The sequence below is a fragment of the Nocardia cerradoensis NBRC 101014 genome, assembly GCF_000308535.1.
Taxonomy (GTDB): Bacteria; Actinomycetota; Actinomycetes; order Mycobacteriales; family Mycobacteriaceae; genus Nocardia; species Nocardia cerradoensis.
In genome coordinates this window covers 1-16,956 of record NZ_BAFW01000113.1, presented here as the reverse complement: position 1 = coordinate 16,956, position 16,956 = coordinate 1, and the positions used below count along the sequence as shown (strand labels likewise).

Genomic DNA, 16,956 nt, shown 5'->3' with positions numbered 1-16,956 from the left:
CCGTGGGCCGTGCGGGTGCGACCACTCCGGCGGCGACGAGGGCGGACAACTCCGCCATGACGGCGCCGAAGATTCCCGGCGCCGCTTGGATCAGCACGCCGATATTGAGGCCGATGAGCTGGATCTGGTGTTCGTAGATCAACTGCCAGTTGCTGATCGCGGCATCACCACCCGCCGCGCCGAATACGACCACCCGGCCGGTGACGCGCTTGGCCGCGGCGACGCTGTCGGCGAAGCCGGAGCCGCCGGCGCACTCGAGCACCAGATCCACGCCGGTGCCCCCGGTCAGCTCGCGCACCTCGGCGGCCGGGCTCACACCGCGCGAGTCCACGACATGGTCGGCGCCGAGCCCGCGCACGATGTCGTGTTTGCCGGGCGCGGCGGCGGCGATGACCGTCGCCCCGTAGTGTTTGGCCAGGGTCACCGCAGCCTGTCCGGTCGCACCCGCCGCGGCCTGGACCAGCACCGTTTCACCGGCCGCGAGGCGGCCCAGCGGCTTCAGCGCGGCGAGCGCGGTCGGGTGGTTGACGGTCAGGCCCAGGGCTTGTTCGTCGGTCCAGCCTTCCGGCACCGGGACGGCCGCGACGGCCGGCAGGGCCAGGTATTCGGCGAAGGCGCCGTCTGCCACCCCGGCCACGTGCGCTCCCGGCAACGGTGCGGTCACGGCCTCGCCTACCCCCACGACTTCGCCGGCGGCTTCGAACCCCGCCAGATACGGCGGCCGCGGCCCGCCGCCGAAGGTGCCGTGGCTGCGCGAGATATCGGCGAAGTTGACCCCGGCCGCGGTCACGCGGATCAGGATCTCGCCCGGGCCGGGGCGTGGCACCGGCGCGTCGGTGATCAGACGAATGTCCTGCGGCCCCCGCAGCGATGTCTGCTGCAGGGCCCGCATGGTCGCGGGAACGGTCACGGCACTCAACTCTCTTTCTCGGCTCGTCGCGGCTCACCGGTTCGGCGCCGCCGACCATGTAGACCTCGGGTGCCGCGAGAAGGAATCGGTGGTCCTCGCCGCGGTACTCACCTGCGGGGCCGCCGCAGGGGTCGCATCGGCACAGCCGGGTGCGTTGCCGGCAGTCGATTCGTCGTTTCTGTGGGGTGTGGCCTCCTCCGGATTCCAGAGCGAAGGCTCTGCCCCGGACAGCGATTGGTCGCGCTACGCCACCTCGGGCGCCGCCCACGACCGCTACCGCGATTCGGTGGACTTCTTCCACCGCTTCCGCTCGGCTCCAACCCCGCGAATGTCGATGCACCCTGGGAACTTTCGCTGACGCCGGAGGGCATCTACTACGCGCTGCGCTACTTCGCCCGGAAGTTCCCCGGCGCGCCGCTGTTCATCGTCGAGAGCGGTATGCCCACCGACAACGGGCGCCCGCGCGCCGACGGCTGGGACCGCGCCGACGAACTGCGCGACACGATCTATTGGCTGCAGCGCGCGAAGGGCGACGGCATGAACGTCATCGGCTACAACTACTGGAGTCTCACCGACAACTACGAATGGGGAAGTTACGCACCACGTTACGGCCTCTACACCGTCGACGTGACCACCGACCCGGACCTCATCCGGCGACCCACTGATGCCGTGGCCGCCTACCGCGACATCACCGCTCACCACGGCGTCCCCACCGGCTACCACCCCCCGGCCGCCGGTGTGGTGCTCGATGGTCGACCTGCCCTCCAGCTGCGTCGCCCCGGTGAGCGAATAACCGTCCCGATGTCGCCGCTGGCCTGAAATCGGTTGGTGCCGAGCAGTTTCGGCTTACAGTGGTTGCGGAGGCGCGGGTTCGTAAGCCGACTTCCCGGATCGCCTCCTAGAGGGGAGATGTGCGATGACGGCGCCGAAGACGCCTGGAAAGCCCTCCGGAGCGAGGTCATGGCCGCGGCGGATGCTGCATTGGTCCGGGTGGCCGAAGGTGGCGGCCATGGCCACCGCCGTCGGTACGCTCGGCGCGACACTCACCGCCGCCGTCGCCTTGTGGTTCACCGCTCAATCGCTGCGTGCGACGAACAACCAATACGCACTGTCGGAGCAGGTCGCGGTGACCGACCGTTTCCGGCTGGCCGCGGAGCAACTGGCTTCCGACAAGATCGACGTCCGGATCTCGGGCATCTATCTGCTGGAGCGGCTCGCGAAGGATTCGACAGCAGACCATCCGACGGTGTTCTCCGTACTCGAGGCGTTCGTGCGCACCCAGATGGGCGCGGCGACATGCGACGACTCCGAGGCGCGGCCGGATTCCGCCGTAGAACCGCCCGCCGACATCCAGACCGCGCTCACGGTCATCGGCCGCCGCGACGCGGCTCGGGACGGCGACCACCGGGTCGATCTGAGCCGCACATGTCTGAACGGCGCCACTCTGGACAACGCACGGCTTGCGGGTGTGGACCTCACCGGCGTGCGCCTGATCGGCGCGAAGCTCGGCAACGCGGACCTCACCGGCGCGAAGCTCAGCGGTACCCGTCTGGCCTTCGCCGACCTCACCGCCGCGAATCTCGGCAACGACGACCTCACCGGCACCGACCTGCACCGGGCGAATCTCACCGGCGCGCACCTCACGGGCGCGAATCTGACCGGCGTGCACCTGACCGGCACGAAGCTCAACGAAGCCGACCTCGTCCGCGCGACACTGACCGGCGCACTGCTCACCGGCGCCGACCTCACGGGTGTGAAATACGACGACGGCACCGCATGGCCCGCCGGATTCGCTCCCCCGCCTCGGTGAGCGACCGTCCCTGCGCCGGTCAGCGCCGCCCGCGGAAGGTGCGCCGCAGATCGTCGATCCACAGATCCGGGATCTCCCACGGGATGAAGTGGCCGCCGCGGTCGTGGGCGGTGAGGTTGACGTGGTTGTACCACTGCGCGCGCTCACCGGTGCGGAAGTTTTCGACGCGCCCGTCGGTGTCGACGCCGGGTGGGTTCTCGTAGCCGACGAAGGTGATGCCGGTGGGTGCCTCGACGACCGGAATGCGGTCGTGCGCCGGCGTCCACGGATAGCGATTGTTGTTGGCGTAGAGGCGGATCGAGGTGCCGATGGTGTTGGTGACCCAATAGATCGTCGCGTGCGTGAGCAGATCGTCTCTGCTGAACACGGTTTCGACGTCACCGCCGTTGTCGCTCCACTTCGACCACCGCTCCAGGATCCACGCCAGCATGCCCGCCGGGGAATCGGACAGCGCGTGGGCGAGGGTGCTGGGCGCGAGCAGGTGTGCGGCCAGGTGGACGGCGAAACGCCTGTCCAGCTCCACGAATCGCGCGTGCACCGCGGCGGGCAGATCGTCGGGAATCGGCCGTCCGCCACTGAAGTCCCAGGCGCGATCGCCGTTGAACAGCGTCAGTTTCAGCCCGGACCCGATATGGATGGCATACAACTCGTCGGCGTATTTGTGACCGAGTTGCGCGGTGACCAGCGCGCCCACGTCGCAACCGGCGGCAGCGTATTTCTCGTGGCCCAGCACCTCGGTCATCAACGTGTGCCACAGGTCGGCGACCTTCCAGAAGTTCAGATCCGGGCGGTCGGTCAGCGGGCTGGAGAATCCGAAGCCGGGAAACGACGGCACGATCACGTCGAACGCCTCCCCTGGATCGCCGCCGTGCGCACCCGGATCGGCCAGCGGGCCGGCGACCTTGGACCAGTGCCAGAACGTCCAGGGCCAGCCGTGCGTCAGGATCAGCGGCGTCGGATTCGGTCCGACGCCGGGCTTGCGCATGACATGGATCGGCACCCCGTCGATGTCGACCCGGTAGTGCTCGAAGGTGTTGATCTCGGCTTCGGCTGCGCGCCAGTCGTATCCGCTGCGCCAGTAGTCGACGAGCTCCCGCAGATAGCTACCGGGCACGCCGTAGTACCCGTCGTCGTTGCCGGCGTCGTCGGGCAGCCGGGTCAGTTCCAGGCGCTGCCGCAGGTCGGCGAGCGCATTGTCGGGGACGTGAATCGTCGTGGGAGTCAAGGGGAACGGTCGGGCATCGTGGGTGGTGTCGCTCATGTGGCCTCCTGCGCCGTGTGGCCGCCACAATTACATAAGCAACTTATTTAAGCAACTTGTATAAGTTCCGGATATAGTTGCCCGTGTGGACGACATCGACGATTTCGACGTGGACGGATTCGCCGCGGTGATCGAGGACTTCAACCGCGGCTACATCCGCATCCCGGTTCGCGAGAAACTGCCGTTCACCACGCTGTCGGTGCTCGACACCCTGGCCCACCGCGGCCCGATGCGGCTGACGGAGCTGACCGAGACCGAGCAGATGACCCAGCCCGGCATCACGCAACTCGTCGCGCGCCTGGAACGTGACGGGCTGGTGCTGCGCCGCCGCGACCCCGGCGACGGGCGAGCCGTGCTCGTCCACCTCACCGAGGCCGGCCGGCACATCCGCCAGAGCCGCCACGACGACCGAGTCCGCTACCTGGTCCCGCTGATCGGCGAACTGAGCACCGCGCAGCGCCGGGCCCTGGCGGCCGCACTACCCGCGCTCTCCCGGCTGGCGCAGCTGGAACGAGAGCGCTGACACCGCGAATCCACTCCGGCCCGCTGATGTGGCGGCACGGTTTCCGAGAGTTCAGGACGGGTTCCGCAACGCCCGCAGTAGCAGCGCCCAGCTCTGCGCGGCGACCTCGCGGCGCTGCTCGGCAGGTGTCTTGTGCGGCAGGGCGGCCAGCATGCTCACCGCGACGAACACCTCCTCGACGGTGAGATCGGCCCGCAGATCCCCCCGCGTCGCGTCGTCGGCGAGTTCGGCGCCCAGCAGCGCGATGACGCGCTGACCGGGGGTGTAGAGGCGAGTATCGGAGCTGTCGGCCGGATCGAGGACGGCGATGAACGCCACCGAATCGACCAGCTGCGCCACAACCGCCGCCACGACGGCTTCCGCGGTGACATCCGGGCAGGCGGCGAGCTGCTCCAGATCCGCCACATAGTCCTCGAAGACCGCGATGATGATCGCCTCGCGGTGCGGGAAATGGCGGTACAGGCTGCCCTTGCCCACTCCCGCACGCGCGGCGATCAGCCGCAGCGGGGCGTCGGCGCCGTTTTCGGCGAACACCTCGCGTGCCGCGGCCAGCAGCGCCGCCCGGTTCTCGGCGGCCGCGGCCGGACCGCGCGGTTGACACTCACCGCCACACCAGTTTCAGCACCGCGGGTGTCAGCAGCATGCGGATCACCGTGGCATCCAGGATCAGCGCCGCGATCATGCCGTAGGCGATGTACTTCATCAGCACCAGATCCGAGAATCCGAACGCGCCGGTGACCACGATGAGAATCGCCGCCGCCGAGGTGATCACCCCGCCGGTGTGGGCGATGCCGTAGCGGATCGCCTCCGCAGGCGGTGCCCCCTCCGCGCGGGCCTCGGCCATGCGCGACTGCAGAAACACCTCGTAATCGGTGGACAATCCGAACAGCACCGTCACGATCAGTACCAGCACCGCGAACATCAGCGGCCCCGGTGTGAAGCCGAGCAGGCCCGCACCGTGGCCCTCGACGAAAATCCACGTCAGAATGCCCAGTGCCGCACCGAGACTCAGCGCGCTCATCAGTACGGCCTTCAACGCCAGCACGATCGAGCGGAAGGCGATGTACATCAGCACCAGCGCGGCGGTCGCCAGAATCGTTGCCAGCAAAGGTAATCCGTCGATGAGGCCGTGGATGGCGTCGCGTTCCAGGGCCGGCACCCCGGCCACCATCACCTGCACATCGGGCGGATGCGGAATCGCACGCAGCGCGGCGATGGCGGCGTCGGCGTCGGATTTGTGCACCAGACCGGTGGACAGCACGTTGATGCCGTTGGTCGTCGGCGCCGCCGCCTCGAACGGACCCGTCAGACCGGGGGCGAAATTGGCTTGGAAGCGGATGTCGGACAGCTGCTGCGGGTCGGCCCCGACCACCACCAATTTCACCGGCTCGGTGCGGAATTCGGGAAACAGCGTGTCGAACTTCTCCTGCGCCACGCGTGCCGGGTTGTCGGCCGCCAGATACCGTTCGGACAGGCCGCCGAATTCGATATGGCGGAACGGGATCAGCAGGAACAGCAGCCCGGCCACCACCGGCACGATCACCCGCGCGGGATGGCGCATCGCGAACAGGGCCAGCTTGGAGAAGAATCCGTTGTCGATCTCCTGGGCGCTGCGGATCCCGGCGAACCGGTGCCAGCCCCAGAGATCGATGCGCCGCCCGACGATGCTCAGCGCCGCCGGCAGCGCGGTCACCGACAGCAGCGCCGCCAGCAGCACCGAACTGATCCCGCCATAGGGCACCGAACGCAGCACCCCGTTCGGGTAGATGAACAGCGCCGCCAAGCTCACCGCGATGATCGCCGCGGAGAACAGCACCGTGCGCCCGGCCGTGGCGACGGTGCGCGCGGTCGCCTCCTCCACACTGCGCCCCGCCGCCAATTCCTCCCGGAACCGGGTCACCGCGAACAGGCCGTAGTCGATCGCCAGCCCCAGGCTGACCAGGGTGACCACGGCACTGGCGAAGACGTTGACGTCGATATGGTCGGTCAGCAGGCGCATCATGCCCTGACTGCCCAGAATCGTCATCCCGCCGATGAGTACCGGCAGCAGCGCGCCCACCACGCCGCCGAACACGAAATACAGCAGCACCGCCACCACCGGCAGCGCGATCAGCTCGGCCCGGTGGATATCGTCCTGCATCCCGATGTTGATGCCCTCGACCACCGGCTGCAGACCCGCCAGCTGCACCGTCGTGCCGCCCGGCCCGCGCCCGGAACCGCCTGCGCCCAAATCCTTCTGGATGGCGAGGTAGTTGTCGACCGTGGCGGTGTCCGAGCCGTGCAGTCCGATACTGGCGAACGCATGGGTGCGCGAGGCGTCGGCGAACTGCCCCATCATCGAACCGTCGAAATAGCTGTCGATCTTCTTGATCCGGTCCGGATACCGGTCGTGCAGATCCTTCAGCGCCGAGCCGATCGCCGCGCGGATCGGCGGATCGTCGACGGTGTGGCCGGGCGGGGCGGTGTAGAGCACGATCACGTCGGCGTCGGTGTCGCGGCCGAAGGTCTGGTCGGCGAGTTTGGAGGCGACCACCGATTCGCTGTGCTCGTCGAACCATCCGCCCTGGGTCAGCCGCGAGCCCAGATCACGGCCGTAGAACCCCGAGACGGCCACGATCAGGACGAAGACCGCGAACACCGGATACCGATGGCGATGGACGAATCGGCCCCACCGCAGGAGAAACCCCTCGAGCATGCCCGGGGTCAGCCGCAGGCCGCGGTGCGATAGTCGGCCGAACGCAGGATTCCGCACAGGTCGGTGCGCGAGATCTTCCACTTCCCGTCGATGTCGACGAAATGCACGATGGTGGTGCGTACGTTCTCGCCGCTGCCGTCCTTGTCCAGCCGCATCGTGGCGGTCAGGGTGCCGTCGTGATTGTCGAAGACGGGATCGACCACGCCGTACACGGCGCGCGGATTGTCGCGCAGCGCCTTGTACATATCGGGAATGGCGTCCTTGAACGCGGCGCCGTCCTCGATCAGGTCGGTGCGCTCACTGTCGGGCAGCGACGGATCCAGGGCGCGCTTGATCTGCGAGTCCAGCTGCGCGGCGGACGGCAGCGGCGGCCGGTTGGCGCTGCTGACGGCGGCCGCCTCCGAGGAGGAGGTGAGCGCGGCGTAGGCCGACGAGCGCGCCGCCGCCACCGAAGCCTCGTCGGGACCGCTGTCGCAGGCGGCGATCACCAGCGCGAGCATCGTGATTCCCCAGGCGCCGTGGACCGTGCGTCGCAATGCCATTACGTCCTCGAATGTGTCGAAAGTAACCGGTGGTTCCTACAGTCTGGCACGTGGGATCAGCGGCCCTCGATGACCGCGCTCAACCGGTTCAGCAGGGCGCGCACCGTCGTGGTCGCGCTGCGCTGTTCGGATACCGGCACCGCGGTCGGCACCAGATCACGCACCAGAGCGCGCACGCTGCGGGCGTCGTCGAGGTCGATATCGGTGACGGCGGCCTCGACCACGGCCACCACATCCTCGGGGCCGGGCACCTCGGTAGTGGCGTCGGCGCGGTAGATCTCGAGGGTGAGGGTGGACCGCACCGTGCGGAAGGCGAACGGCTGTCCCTCGGCCGTTCGGCCGAACCCGTGGGCGAACGGACCAACGGTTAAATCTTCAAGTGTGAATTCAGACGTGCGGTCTGTTTCCAACCGAGACTCCCCTGGTTCGACGCCGGATGCGAGGTATCCACGGTAACGGGTGAGGCGCGTGCCACGCCGGAACCACCCCGGTGACCGGGCCGCGTGTCCGATCATGGTCAGATGAAGCAGTACGCATGAGTCACACGAAGGAGTTCCGAGCATGCGGGGTAATCGGTCGGCACTGAGTGCCGTCCTCGCGGCCGCCGGTGCCGTCGTGCTCGTCGCGGGCTGTTCCTCCCACAGCGACGACGCGACCTCCCCCGCGGCCGGCGCTCCCGGCACCGCCGCGACCGCGCCGGCAGCCACGGCCACACCCGCCGGAACCGTCACCGCCTTCGGGCCGGTGGGGTCGCTGGTCGCCGAACCCGCCACCGGCCGGGTCGTGGCGCTCGACCCCAACGGACTCGGACTGCGCCTGGTCGACCCGGCCGATCCCGCCGCCGCGCGGTCGGTCACCCTGCCCGCGCACGCCACCGGTCTCGCACTCGGCGCCCCCGGCGAGGTGCTCGTCGCGGCCGGGCGCGAGGTGTTGCGCGTCGATATCGCCACCGCCGCGGTCCGCCCGGTGGCCGTCGACGGTGACGTGCGCGCGGTCGCCCGCCGCGGCGACGGCAACCTGGTCGCCGGGCTCGACGGCGGTCGCGTGCAGATTCTCGACGCCGACGGGCACCCGAAGCGCACCGTGAGCGGCCTGGGCACCGTCGACGCCGTGGCCACCACGGCGAACGCGGTGGCCACGCTGGATCTGGATCAGACCACCCTCACCGAACTGGACCTCGATCGAGACCGCCCCGGTCTGGCCCTGCGCGCCGGGCTCGGCGCCACCCACCTCATCAGCGATCACTACGGCCGCCTGCTCGCGACCGACACCTCCGGCGGCGCGCTGCTGGTCTACACCGCCGATCCGCTGCTGCTGCGCCAGCGCTTCCCGGTCGGGCCCTCCCCCTACGCGCTGGCCTACGATGAACGGTCCGACACCGTATGGCTCACGCTGAGCGGAAGCAACCAGGTAGTCGGTTTCGATCTGTCGACCGGTATACCGGAAGAAGTGGGTCGCTTCGCGACGGTGCGCCAGCCCAATTCGCTGACGATCGACAGCCGCACCGGCGACATGTTCGTCGGGTCGGCAACCGGAGACGGTCTGCAACGCATCGGTGCGGACCAGAGGAAGAGAGGTCAGTGATGGCTCGAGCGCCTCGATACGAGTCGGCGTCCGGCGCCGCACACCATGACCGGCGCAGACGGTCGATTCCCGCGGGATGGGAGGAGACCAGCGAAGAAGGAGAATACGAGTACGTGCCGCTACGACTACCCCCGGACGTGAATCGGGTCACCGCGTCCATGCGCCTGGCCATCCAGGCCGAATTCGGCGGCTGGGAGCTCTCGCGAGTGCGGGCCTACACCGACGGCAGCCGGCGAGTGTTGTTGCGGCGGCGCAAAACCAGCTTCCCCGTGACCGAAACGGGGATGTGAGGGATGTATTCCTTATTCCTGCGGTTGCTGTTCCTGGTGCCGCCCGAGCGTATCCACCACCTCGTGTTCACCGTCATCCGGCTCACGACCGCTTTCCCGCCGACACGATGGCTGGCCCGCCGACTCACCGCGGCCGGTGATCCGATCCTCTCCACCACCGTCTTCGGCATCGACTTCCCGGCGCCGCTGGGCTTGGCCGCCGGGTTCGACAAGGACGCCGCCGGTGTGAACGCTTGGGGCGCACTGGGTTTCGGTTTCGCCGAGATCGGCACCGTCACCGCGCAGGCGCAGCCGGGTAATCCGGCGCCGCGACTGTTCCGGCTGCCGGCCGACCACGCGCTGATCAACCGGATGGGCTTCAACAACCACGGGGCGGCCGCGGCCGCGGGACGGCTGGCCGCACGCCGCAGCGGTGGCGTGCCGATCGGCGCCAACATCGGCAAGACCAAGGTCGTCGAGCCCGAACACGCCGCCGAGGACTATGCCCTCAGCGCCCGGCTGCTGGGCCCGCTCGCGGACTTCGTCGTGGTCAACGTCAGCTCCCCCAACACCCCCGGCCTGCGCGATCTGCAGGCCGTGGAATCGCTGCGCCCGCTGCTGCGCGCGGTGCTCGACAGCGTCGCGGCCGGCGCGGAACCCAAACCGGTCCTGGTCAAGATCGCTCCCGACCTGTCCGACGAGGACATCGACGCGGTCGCCGACCTGGCCGTCGAACTCGGGCTCGCCGGAATCGTGGCCACCAACACCACCATTCGCCGGGACGGCCTGGCCACCGCGGCCGAGAAGGTCAGCGCGATGGGCGCGGGCGGACTGTCCGGACCGCCGGTCGCCGACCGCTCGCTCGAGGTGCTGCGCCGCCTCTACGCCCGCGTCGGGGACCGGCTGGTGCTGATCTCGGTCGGCGGTATCGAAAACGCCGACCAGGCCTATGAACGCATCCTCGCGGGAGCCTCGCTGCTGCAGGGCTACACCGGGTTCATCTACGGCGGCCCGTTCTGGACGCGGACCGTGCACCGCGGCATCGCCGCCCGCCTGCGCGCGGACGGATACCGCAGTCTCACCGAGGCCGTCGGCGCGGCGCACACCGCCCGCGCCTGAGCGGAGCCGACACCACCCCCGCTCGTCCGATCCCACCCGCTCGCCGATTCCGCTGCCGCGGCGGGTTTCCGGTGCGCGGAGCCGGTTGCTACCGGCCGGAAGCGCCCCCCGAATGTCCGATTTCACGTTTAGGATGGGTGATCCGCATCACGTCCAGACGTGATGTTCGTGCACCGACCGGGAACAAGGGATATGACCACAGCAGAGATCGGCTACACCCACCACACCGGGGCCACGGTCCGCACCGTGCCCGAGGCCTTCCAGCAGACGGCGACACTACGCCCGAACCAGGTCGCGTTGCGGACCGTCGGCGGCACCCAGCAGATCACCTGGGCCGACTACGCGCGCCGCGTGCGCGCGATCGCGGCCGGCCTGGCGAAACTCGGTGTCGCGCACGGTGACACGGTCGGGATCATGCTCACCAACCGGCCCGAGTTCAACCTCGTCGACACCGCGATCCTGCATCTGGGCGCCACCCCGTTCTCGGTGTACAACACCAGCTCCCCCGAACAGATCGCGCACGTGTTCGGCAACGCCGAGAACGGCGTGGTCGTCACCGAACAGGCATTCCTCGCACCGATCACCGCCTCCGGGGCGAAACTCGAGCACGTGATCGTCGTCGACGGCGCCGCCCCCGAGGGCGGGCTGACCCTGGAGCAGGTCGAAAACGATCCGGCCGAGGATTTCGATTTCGACGCCGCCTGGCAGGCGGTGCGGCCCGACGATCTGGCCACCCTGATCTACACCTCCGGCACCACCGGCCCGTCGAAGGGCGTGGAGATCACCCACGCCAACGTCGTCGCCCAGATCGTCGCGCTCACCAACGGCGCCCTCGTCGCCGATATCGACGCCCGGGCGGTGTCGTATCTGCCGGCCGCCCATGTCGCCGACCGCATCTCCGGGCACTGCCTCACCCTGTTCACCGGGGTCACCATCACCTGCGTGCCGGATCCGCGCGAGATCGCCGCCGCCCTGCCCGACGCCCGGCCCACCTTCTTCTTCGGCGTGCCGCGGGTGTGGCAGAAGATCAAGGCCGGTGTCGACGCCGCGATCGCCACCGAATCCAGCCCGGTCAAGAAGGCGCTGGCGCAGTGGGCGATCGGCGTCGGCGTGGCCACCGCCCGGGCGCGGCTGGCCGGCGGCAACGGCGGTCCGCTGCTCGCCGTACAGCACAAACTCGCCGATGCGCTGGTGCTGTCGAAGTTGCGCGCCACCCTCGGCCTGGACGAATTGAAGGTCGCTTCCTCCGGCGCGGCCGCGATCCCGCCCGAGACGCTGGAATTCCTGCTGGGCCTGGGATTCACGGTCAGCGAGGTGTGGGGCATGTCGGAGACCACCGGCGTCGGCACCTTCACCGAACTCGACAAGCCGCGCCCGGGATCGGTGGGCCGCGCCGTCGACGGGGTGGAGATCCGCCTCGACAGCGACGGCGAGCTGCTCATCCGCGGCGGCATCGTCACCCACGGCTACCGCAAGATGCCCGAGAAGACCAGTGAGGCCATCGATTCCGACGGCTGGCTGCACACCGGCGATATCGCGACCATCGACGGCGACGGCTACGTCACCATCGTGGACCGCAAGAAGGAATTGATCATCACCGAGGCCGGGAAGAACATCTCCCCCACCAATATCGAGAATTCGGTGAAGGCCGCCTCGTCGCTGATCGGCCAGATCGTCGCCATCGGCGACTCCCGCCCCTACATCGCCGCGCTGGTCGTGCTCGACCCCGACACCGCCGCCGTGCGAGCGAAGGCGCTGGGCATCCCCGACGCCGATCTCGACACCCTCGCCGCCCACCCGCAGATCCTGGAGGAGGTGCGCGGTGCCATCGTCGCCGGGAACGCGAAACTGTCCCGCGTGGAGCAGATCAAGCGCTTCCGCATCCTCGCGCGGGCCTGGGAACCCGGCGGCGTCGAACTGACCCCCACACTGAAGTTGAAGCGTTCGCCGATCGCCGCGGAATACGCCGCCGACATCGCCGAGCTCTACAGCGATCCGGTCCCCGAGGGCGTCCACAACCTGTAGCCGAACCCCTTCGGGCACAGGCTGTTTCACGGTGGTGGGGTCTTCGGTATCACCGAAGACCCCACCATCCGCTCGACCGGCTACTTCTGTTCGTAGGTGCCGACGAGGGTCGCGCGCGCGATGGCGTGCGAGAACAGGTTGAAACCCAGGTAGGCCGGGGTCGCGTCCGCGCCGATGCCCAGCGATTCGACGTCCACGGCGTGCACCACGATGAAGTAGCGATGGTAGCCGTGTCCGGGCGGCGGGCCGGCGCCGACGAATCCGGCGAAGCCGCCGTCGTTGCGCAGCTGCACCGCACCGCTCGGCAGGGCGCCGCCCTCGCTGCCCTCACCGGCACTGCCCGCACCGGATTCCAGCGAGGTCACCGACGCCGGGATGTCGGCCACGGCCCAGTGCCAGAAACCGGAGCCCGTCGGTGCGTCGGGGTCGTAGACGGTGACCGCGAAACTCTTGGTCTCCGCCGGGAATCCGCTCCACGACAACTGCGGGGAGATATCTCGGCCGCCCGCCCCGAACACCCCGCTGACCTGCTCGTTACCCAGCGGCTGTCCGTCGGTGACATCGGTGGAGGTGAGGGTGAACTCGGGCAGCTGCGGCAATGCCGCATAGGGATTGTAGGAATAGTCGGGCACGAGGACCGTCCTTTCTGCTAGTCGAGCGGATCGTCAGCTGTGCAACAGGAAATGCTCCATGACGCGAGCGCCGAATTCCAGCGCCGACACCGGCACCCGTTCGTCCACGCCGTGGAACAGTGCGGAGAAATCCAGGTCCGGCGGCAATTGCAGCGGCGCGAAGCCGAAACACCGAATTCCCAAGCGCGCGAACGCTTTCGCATCCGTGCCGCCGGACAGCATGTAGGGCACGGTGCGGCCGTCGGGGTCGTGGGCCAGGATCGCGTCGTTCATCGCGTCGACCAGATGCCCGTCGAAGGTGGTCTCGTAGGAGTCGAGTTTGGTGATCCACTCGCGCTCCACGTCCGGGCCGATCAGCTCGTCGACTTCGCGTTCGAAGGCCGCCTGCCGGCCCGGCACCACCCGGCAGTCCACGGTGGCCTCGGCGGTCTGCGGAATCACGTTCGCCTTGTAGCCGGCGCGCAACATGGTCGGGTTGGCGGTATCACGCAGGGTCGCGCCGATGATGCGTGAAATGGTGCCCAGTTTCGCGAGTTGCCCCTCGATATCCGGACTGTCCGGATCGAAGTCGATGCCGGTCTCCTCGCTGACCGCGGCCAGGAATTCGGCCACCGAATCCGACAGCACCAGCGGGAACGTGTGCTTACCCAGCCGCGCCACCGCCTCGGCCAGAATCGTCACCGCGTTGTCGTCGTGCAGGAACGAACCGTGGCCCGCGCGGGCCTTGGCGCGCAACCGCATCCAGCCCAGCCCCTTCTCCGCGGTCTCCACCAGATACAGCCGCCGCTCGGTGCCGTCGCGGCGCGGCACGGTCAGCGAGAAACCGCCGACCTCACCGACCGCCTCGGTGACTCCCTCGAACAGATCCGGCCGGTTGTCGGCCAGCCACTGCGAACCCCACTTGCCGCCGTTCTCCTCGTCGGCGAGGAAGGCGAACACCAGATCGCGCGGCGGCACCGTGCCCTCGATCTTGAACTGGCGGGCGACCGCCAGCATCATGCCGACCATATCCTTCATGTCGATCGCGCCGCGGCCCCACACATAGCCGTCGCGGACCGCACCCGAGAACGGATGCACACTCCAGTCCGCGGCCTCGGCCGGCACCACGTCCAGATGCCCGTGGATCATCAGCGCACCGCGGCTGGGATCGGCTCCGGGCAAGCGCGCGAACACATTTCCGCGCCCCGGCGCACCCGACTCCACGTACTCGGTGGTGTACCCGGCCTGCTGCAACTGATCGGCCACCCACTGCGCACACTCGCGTTCGCCCTTGGTGGTTTCGAGCACCCCGGTATTGGAGGTGTCGAAACGGATCAGCGTGCTGACCAACTCGACCACTTCGGCTTCCGCCCGGGAGCGGGACTCGCGCTGTACACCTGTCACGCCCCTTTCCTACCACGCGCCGCGCAGGGGCGAATGCCGCCCGACCCGCCCGCGCCCGCGAATCGGCGCACCGACCTGCGCCGGGGCACGCTCACGTCGCAGCCACGCTCGCGGTGCCCGCTGGGTGGACACCCGATCGCCTTGCGATCTCGCTGATCGAATTCCCGAGCGAGCGTCGCCGCAATCGTGGCGGTGACCGTGCGGTGCCTTCGCGAATCGGACGCGCGGATTCCGGCAGCGACGCTTACCATTCCGGCATGCGCCGTCGTAGGTGGCTTCGGGCCGCGGTGTGCTCGGTCGTGTTGATCGCCTGTGGCTGCGTCGGCGCGGTGGAGCGCGACGCCTTCGAGCAGCAGATCCGGACTCGTGGCGGCGGCTTCGTGGACGGGCTGCCCGCCGCGGCCTTCGAGGCGTTGCGAAACCGGTTGGGCACCGGCGACATTCAGGCCGATGTGGTGATGTTCGTCGCTCCCGAGTCGACGCAGTTCCGGCTCGTCCTGGCCGATCAGCCCGAACAGGTGACCCGATTCCTGGCCGACCACGACGATCTGAGCACCCGCGAACCGGCCGTGCACCTGCGTGTCCGAACCGCGCAGCGCCCACACGAACTCGACGACTACTCCTATCGCCTCGGCGCCGTGAGCGCGCCGCGGCCGGTGCGCGTCTCGGCCTTCGACGACCTGGACGGCGAATGCTTCACCCTCGCCGAAGTACCCGGCTTGACCCGGCTCGGGTCGATCGTCGACACCGCCCGCGCTCGCAGCGCGCTCGCCGACGGTGTCGTGCCGGTGATCGTCGTGAGCCGATTCGGGCGCGACATCCGCATCGTCGCCGACGTGACGTCGCCGCGGTCGGACATGATCGCCGAATTCGATTCCGCCGGTTCGTTTCTCCGCATCCGGCAGGTGTGACCAGTGCTCAGACCGCTCATTCCCGCACTCGGTACGGGCGTCATCGCCGGAAGTATCGTCAGCTTCGTCCTGCCGCTGGCGATCTGGCCCGGGGAAGCCCGGCTCACGGCGCCGCTGTTCTGCCGGGCTCCCTACCTGGATCCGATGGTGGTGTCGGACACCTTCCACGATTCCGAGGGCACATCGGTGAACTACACCCTGTACTGCGTGAGCGAACGCGGCGCCCTGACCGACGAAGGGTTCATCTTGCCGTTCCTGACGCTGTTCGCGGTGCATATCGTCCTGGTCACCGCGCTCGTCCTGGTGGCCCTGCTGTGGACGCGCAAGCCGTCGGACTCTCCGGTGGAGAGCGGCGCCGTGGAACTGTGAACCCGCGAGGGCCCACCGGCATGGTCCACGCGGAGCCGCTAACCGGTCGTGACGACGGTGCTGCTCGGTTCCGTCAGCTGTCCGGTCGGCGTCTCCGTCGCGTTCTCCCGCCGGCCGGGCGGGCCGAAGACGTAACCCAGCCGCCCGCGCCAGGTGCCGGCGTCGCGCACATCGCGCAGCAGAGCCGCGAATTCGTGATAGTTGACCTTCAGCGGATTTCCGGTGCCGATATCGTGGGTGAGTCCGTAGCGGATGGGTTCGGATTCGGCGGCGAAACTGCCGAACATGCGGTCCCAGACGATGAATACGCCGCCGTAGTTGGTGTCGAGGTAGGGCTGGTTGGAGCCGTGGTGCACGCGGTGATGAGCAGGAGTGTTGAACACGAACTCGACCGGGCGCCACAGGTTTCGGATGCGCTGGGTGTGGATCGGGAACTGATACAGCAGGCCGAGGGTGTTCAGCAGGAAGATCGTCCACGCGGGGAAGCCGAGCAGCGCGGCCGGCACCCACGCCAGGCTGCGCATCGTCGACGCGATCGGGTTGAGCCAGGGCAACCGGATGGCGGTCGTCAAGTTGAAGTGGGTGCTCGAGTGGTGCACCGAATGCGCCGTCCACAGCAATCGGATGCGGTGATCGCCGCGGTGCGCCCAGTAATAGCAGAAATCGGTGACCACCAGCCCCACCAGCCAGACCCACCAGTCGCGCGGGGACAGATGCAGCGGTGTCCACGAGGCGACCAGCACGATGGTGGAGAACGGCAGCACGTACTGGAGCAGGGGCTTGGTGAGCTGGCCGATCGCGTAGGTGGCCCAGTTGGTGACCGCCTCGCGCCCGTACCGGCCGCTGGGTGCGCGATCGGGATCGCGGCGCGCATCCCACCACTCCACGCCCATCATCGCGATGAAGGCCGGCACCGCGTACAG

The 16,956-nt window shown here is 68.7% G+C and carries 17 protein-coding genes and 1 pseudogene; 9 read left to right on the top strand and 9 right to left on the bottom strand.

The annotated features are described in order from the left end of the window. Nucleotides 1–910: zinc-binding dehydrogenase (locus tag ON23_RS12095; RefSeq protein WP_039778199.1), on the bottom strand; the 910-nt coding region annotated here is incomplete at its 3' end. A 339-nt stretch (nucleotides 911–1,249) separates the two neighbouring features. Here ON23_RS12095 and ON23_RS12090 point away from each other — a divergent pair. Both ON23_RS12090 and ON23_RS35895 read left to right on the top strand, forming a co-directional pair. After that, nucleotides 1,250–1,703 (top strand): annotated as a pseudogene (locus tag ON23_RS12090) (family 1 glycosylhydrolase); the annotation flags it as partial. Between the two features lie 216 nt (nucleotides 1,704–1,919). Then, nucleotides 1,920–2,720, top strand: a complete 801-nt coding sequence (locus ON23_RS35895; RefSeq protein ID WP_157170210.1) for a pentapeptide repeat-containing protein — start codon at nucleotides 1,920–1,922, stop codon at nucleotides 2,718–2,720. A gap of 19 nt (nucleotides 2,721–2,739) precedes the next feature. Here the strand turns inward: ON23_RS35895 and ON23_RS12080 are convergent, their stop codons facing one another. Continuing rightward, nucleotides 2,740–3,981: an epoxide hydrolase family protein gene (locus tag ON23_RS12080; protein WP_039778198.1), complete on the bottom strand. Its 1,242-nt coding sequence runs from the start codon at nucleotides 3,979–3,981 to the stop codon at nucleotides 2,740–2,742. Between the two features lie 85 nt (nucleotides 3,982–4,066). On the opposite strand from ON23_RS12080, the gene ON23_RS12075 reads away from it, so the two are divergent. After that, nucleotides 4,067–4,504, top strand: a complete 438-nt coding sequence (locus ON23_RS12075) for a MarR family winged helix-turn-helix transcriptional regulator (protein ID WP_051042527.1) — start codon at nucleotides 4,067–4,069, stop codon at nucleotides 4,502–4,504. A 51-nt stretch (nucleotides 4,505–4,555) separates the two neighbouring features. Here the strand turns inward: ON23_RS12075 and ON23_RS12070 are convergent, their stop codons facing one another. Genes ON23_RS12070 through ON23_RS12055 form a run of 4 tightly spaced genes read right to left on the bottom strand, consistent with a single transcriptional unit; the run spans nucleotide 4,556 to nucleotide 8,043 of the window. Next, nucleotides 4,556–5,059 (bottom strand): TetR/AcrR family transcriptional regulator, encoded by a 504-nt coding sequence (locus tag ON23_RS12070; protein ID WP_051042523.1) that lies wholly within the window; start codon nucleotides 5,057–5,059, stop codon nucleotides 4,556–4,558. 46 nt (nucleotides 5,060–5,105) lie between these two features. Then, nucleotides 5,106–7,199: an MMPL family transporter gene (locus ON23_RS12065; RefSeq protein WP_039778196.1), complete on the bottom strand. Its 2,094-nt coding sequence runs from the start codon at nucleotides 7,197–7,199 to the stop codon at nucleotides 5,106–5,108. Between the two features lie 8 nt (nucleotides 7,200–7,207). After that, nucleotides 7,208–7,741 (bottom strand): WKL family lipoprotein, encoded by a 534-nt coding sequence (locus ON23_RS12060; protein ID WP_039778195.1) that lies wholly within the window; start codon nucleotides 7,739–7,741, stop codon nucleotides 7,208–7,210. A 56-nt stretch (nucleotides 7,742–7,797) separates the two neighbouring features. Continuing rightward, nucleotides 7,798–8,043: a hypothetical protein gene (locus ON23_RS12055; protein WP_223273683.1), complete on the bottom strand. Its 246-nt coding sequence runs from the start codon at nucleotides 8,041–8,043 to the stop codon at nucleotides 7,798–7,800. A 259-nt stretch (nucleotides 8,044–8,302) separates the two neighbouring features. Here ON23_RS12055 and ON23_RS12050 point away from each other — a divergent pair, with 259 nt between their 5' ends. The 4 genes from ON23_RS12050 (at nucleotide 8,303) to ON23_RS12035 (ending at nucleotide 12,738) form a co-directional block, all read left to right on the top strand. Continuing rightward, on the top strand, nucleotides 8,303–9,325 hold the full coding sequence (locus ON23_RS12050) for an NHL repeat-containing protein (protein ID WP_039778193.1): 1,023 nt from the start codon (nucleotides 8,303–8,305) through the stop codon (nucleotides 9,323–9,325). Continuing rightward, nucleotides 9,325–9,615 carry a DUF5703 family protein gene (locus ON23_RS12045; protein ID WP_051024622.1) on the top strand — a complete coding sequence of 97 codons (291 nt, stop codon included), beginning with the start codon at nucleotides 9,325–9,327 and terminating at the stop codon, nucleotides 9,613–9,615. Before ON23_RS12050 ends, ON23_RS12045 begins: the two co-directional genes overlap by 1 nt. A gap of 3 nt (nucleotides 9,616–9,618) precedes the next feature. After that, the gene (locus tag ON23_RS12040) at nucleotides 9,619–10,713 is read left to right on the top strand and encodes a quinone-dependent dihydroorotate dehydrogenase (protein ID WP_039778192.1); all 1,095 of its coding nucleotides are present in this window, start codon (nucleotides 9,619–9,621) and stop codon (nucleotides 10,711–10,713) included. Between the two features lie 192 nt (nucleotides 10,714–10,905). Continuing rightward, nucleotides 10,906–12,738, top strand: coding sequence for an AMP-dependent synthetase/ligase (locus tag ON23_RS12035; RefSeq protein ID WP_039778191.1), 1,833 nt, complete (start codon nucleotides 10,906–10,908; stop codon nucleotides 12,736–12,738). Between the two features lie 80 nt (nucleotides 12,739–12,818). On the opposite strand, the gene ON23_RS12030 is transcribed toward ON23_RS12035, so the two are convergent. Then, nucleotides 12,819–13,370 carry a YbhB/YbcL family Raf kinase inhibitor-like protein gene (locus ON23_RS12030; protein WP_039778190.1) on the bottom strand — a complete coding sequence of 184 codons (552 nt, stop codon included), beginning with the start codon at nucleotides 13,368–13,370 and terminating at the stop codon, nucleotides 12,819–12,821. 33 nt (nucleotides 13,371–13,403) lie between these two features. Then, the gene (locus tag ON23_RS12025) at nucleotides 13,404–14,753 is read right to left on the bottom strand and encodes a M20/M25/M40 family metallo-hydrolase (RefSeq protein ID WP_051042520.1); all 1,350 of its coding nucleotides are present in this window, start codon (nucleotides 14,751–14,753) and stop codon (nucleotides 13,404–13,406) included. A 257-nt stretch (nucleotides 14,754–15,010) separates the two neighbouring features. On the opposite strand from ON23_RS12025, the gene ON23_RS36820 reads away from it, so the two are divergent. Together ON23_RS36820 and ON23_RS12015 are read left to right on the top strand one after the other, a co-directional pair. Further along, complete coding sequence (locus ON23_RS36820; protein WP_157170209.1) at nucleotides 15,011–15,664, top strand: hypothetical protein; 654 nt, start codon at nucleotides 15,011–15,013, stop codon at nucleotides 15,662–15,664. Nucleotides 15,665–15,667: 3 nt separating this feature from the next. Beyond that, nucleotides 15,668–16,033 carry a hypothetical protein gene (locus tag ON23_RS12015; RefSeq protein WP_051042516.1) on the top strand — a complete coding sequence of 122 codons (366 nt, stop codon included), beginning with the start codon at nucleotides 15,668–15,670 and terminating at the stop codon, nucleotides 16,031–16,033. 38 nt (nucleotides 16,034–16,071) lie between these two features. On the opposite strand, the gene ON23_RS12010 is transcribed toward ON23_RS12015, so the two are convergent. Beyond that, nucleotides 16,072–16,956 (bottom strand): sterol desaturase family protein (locus ON23_RS12010; RefSeq protein WP_245555934.1); only part of this gene is annotated, 885 nt, incomplete at its 5' end.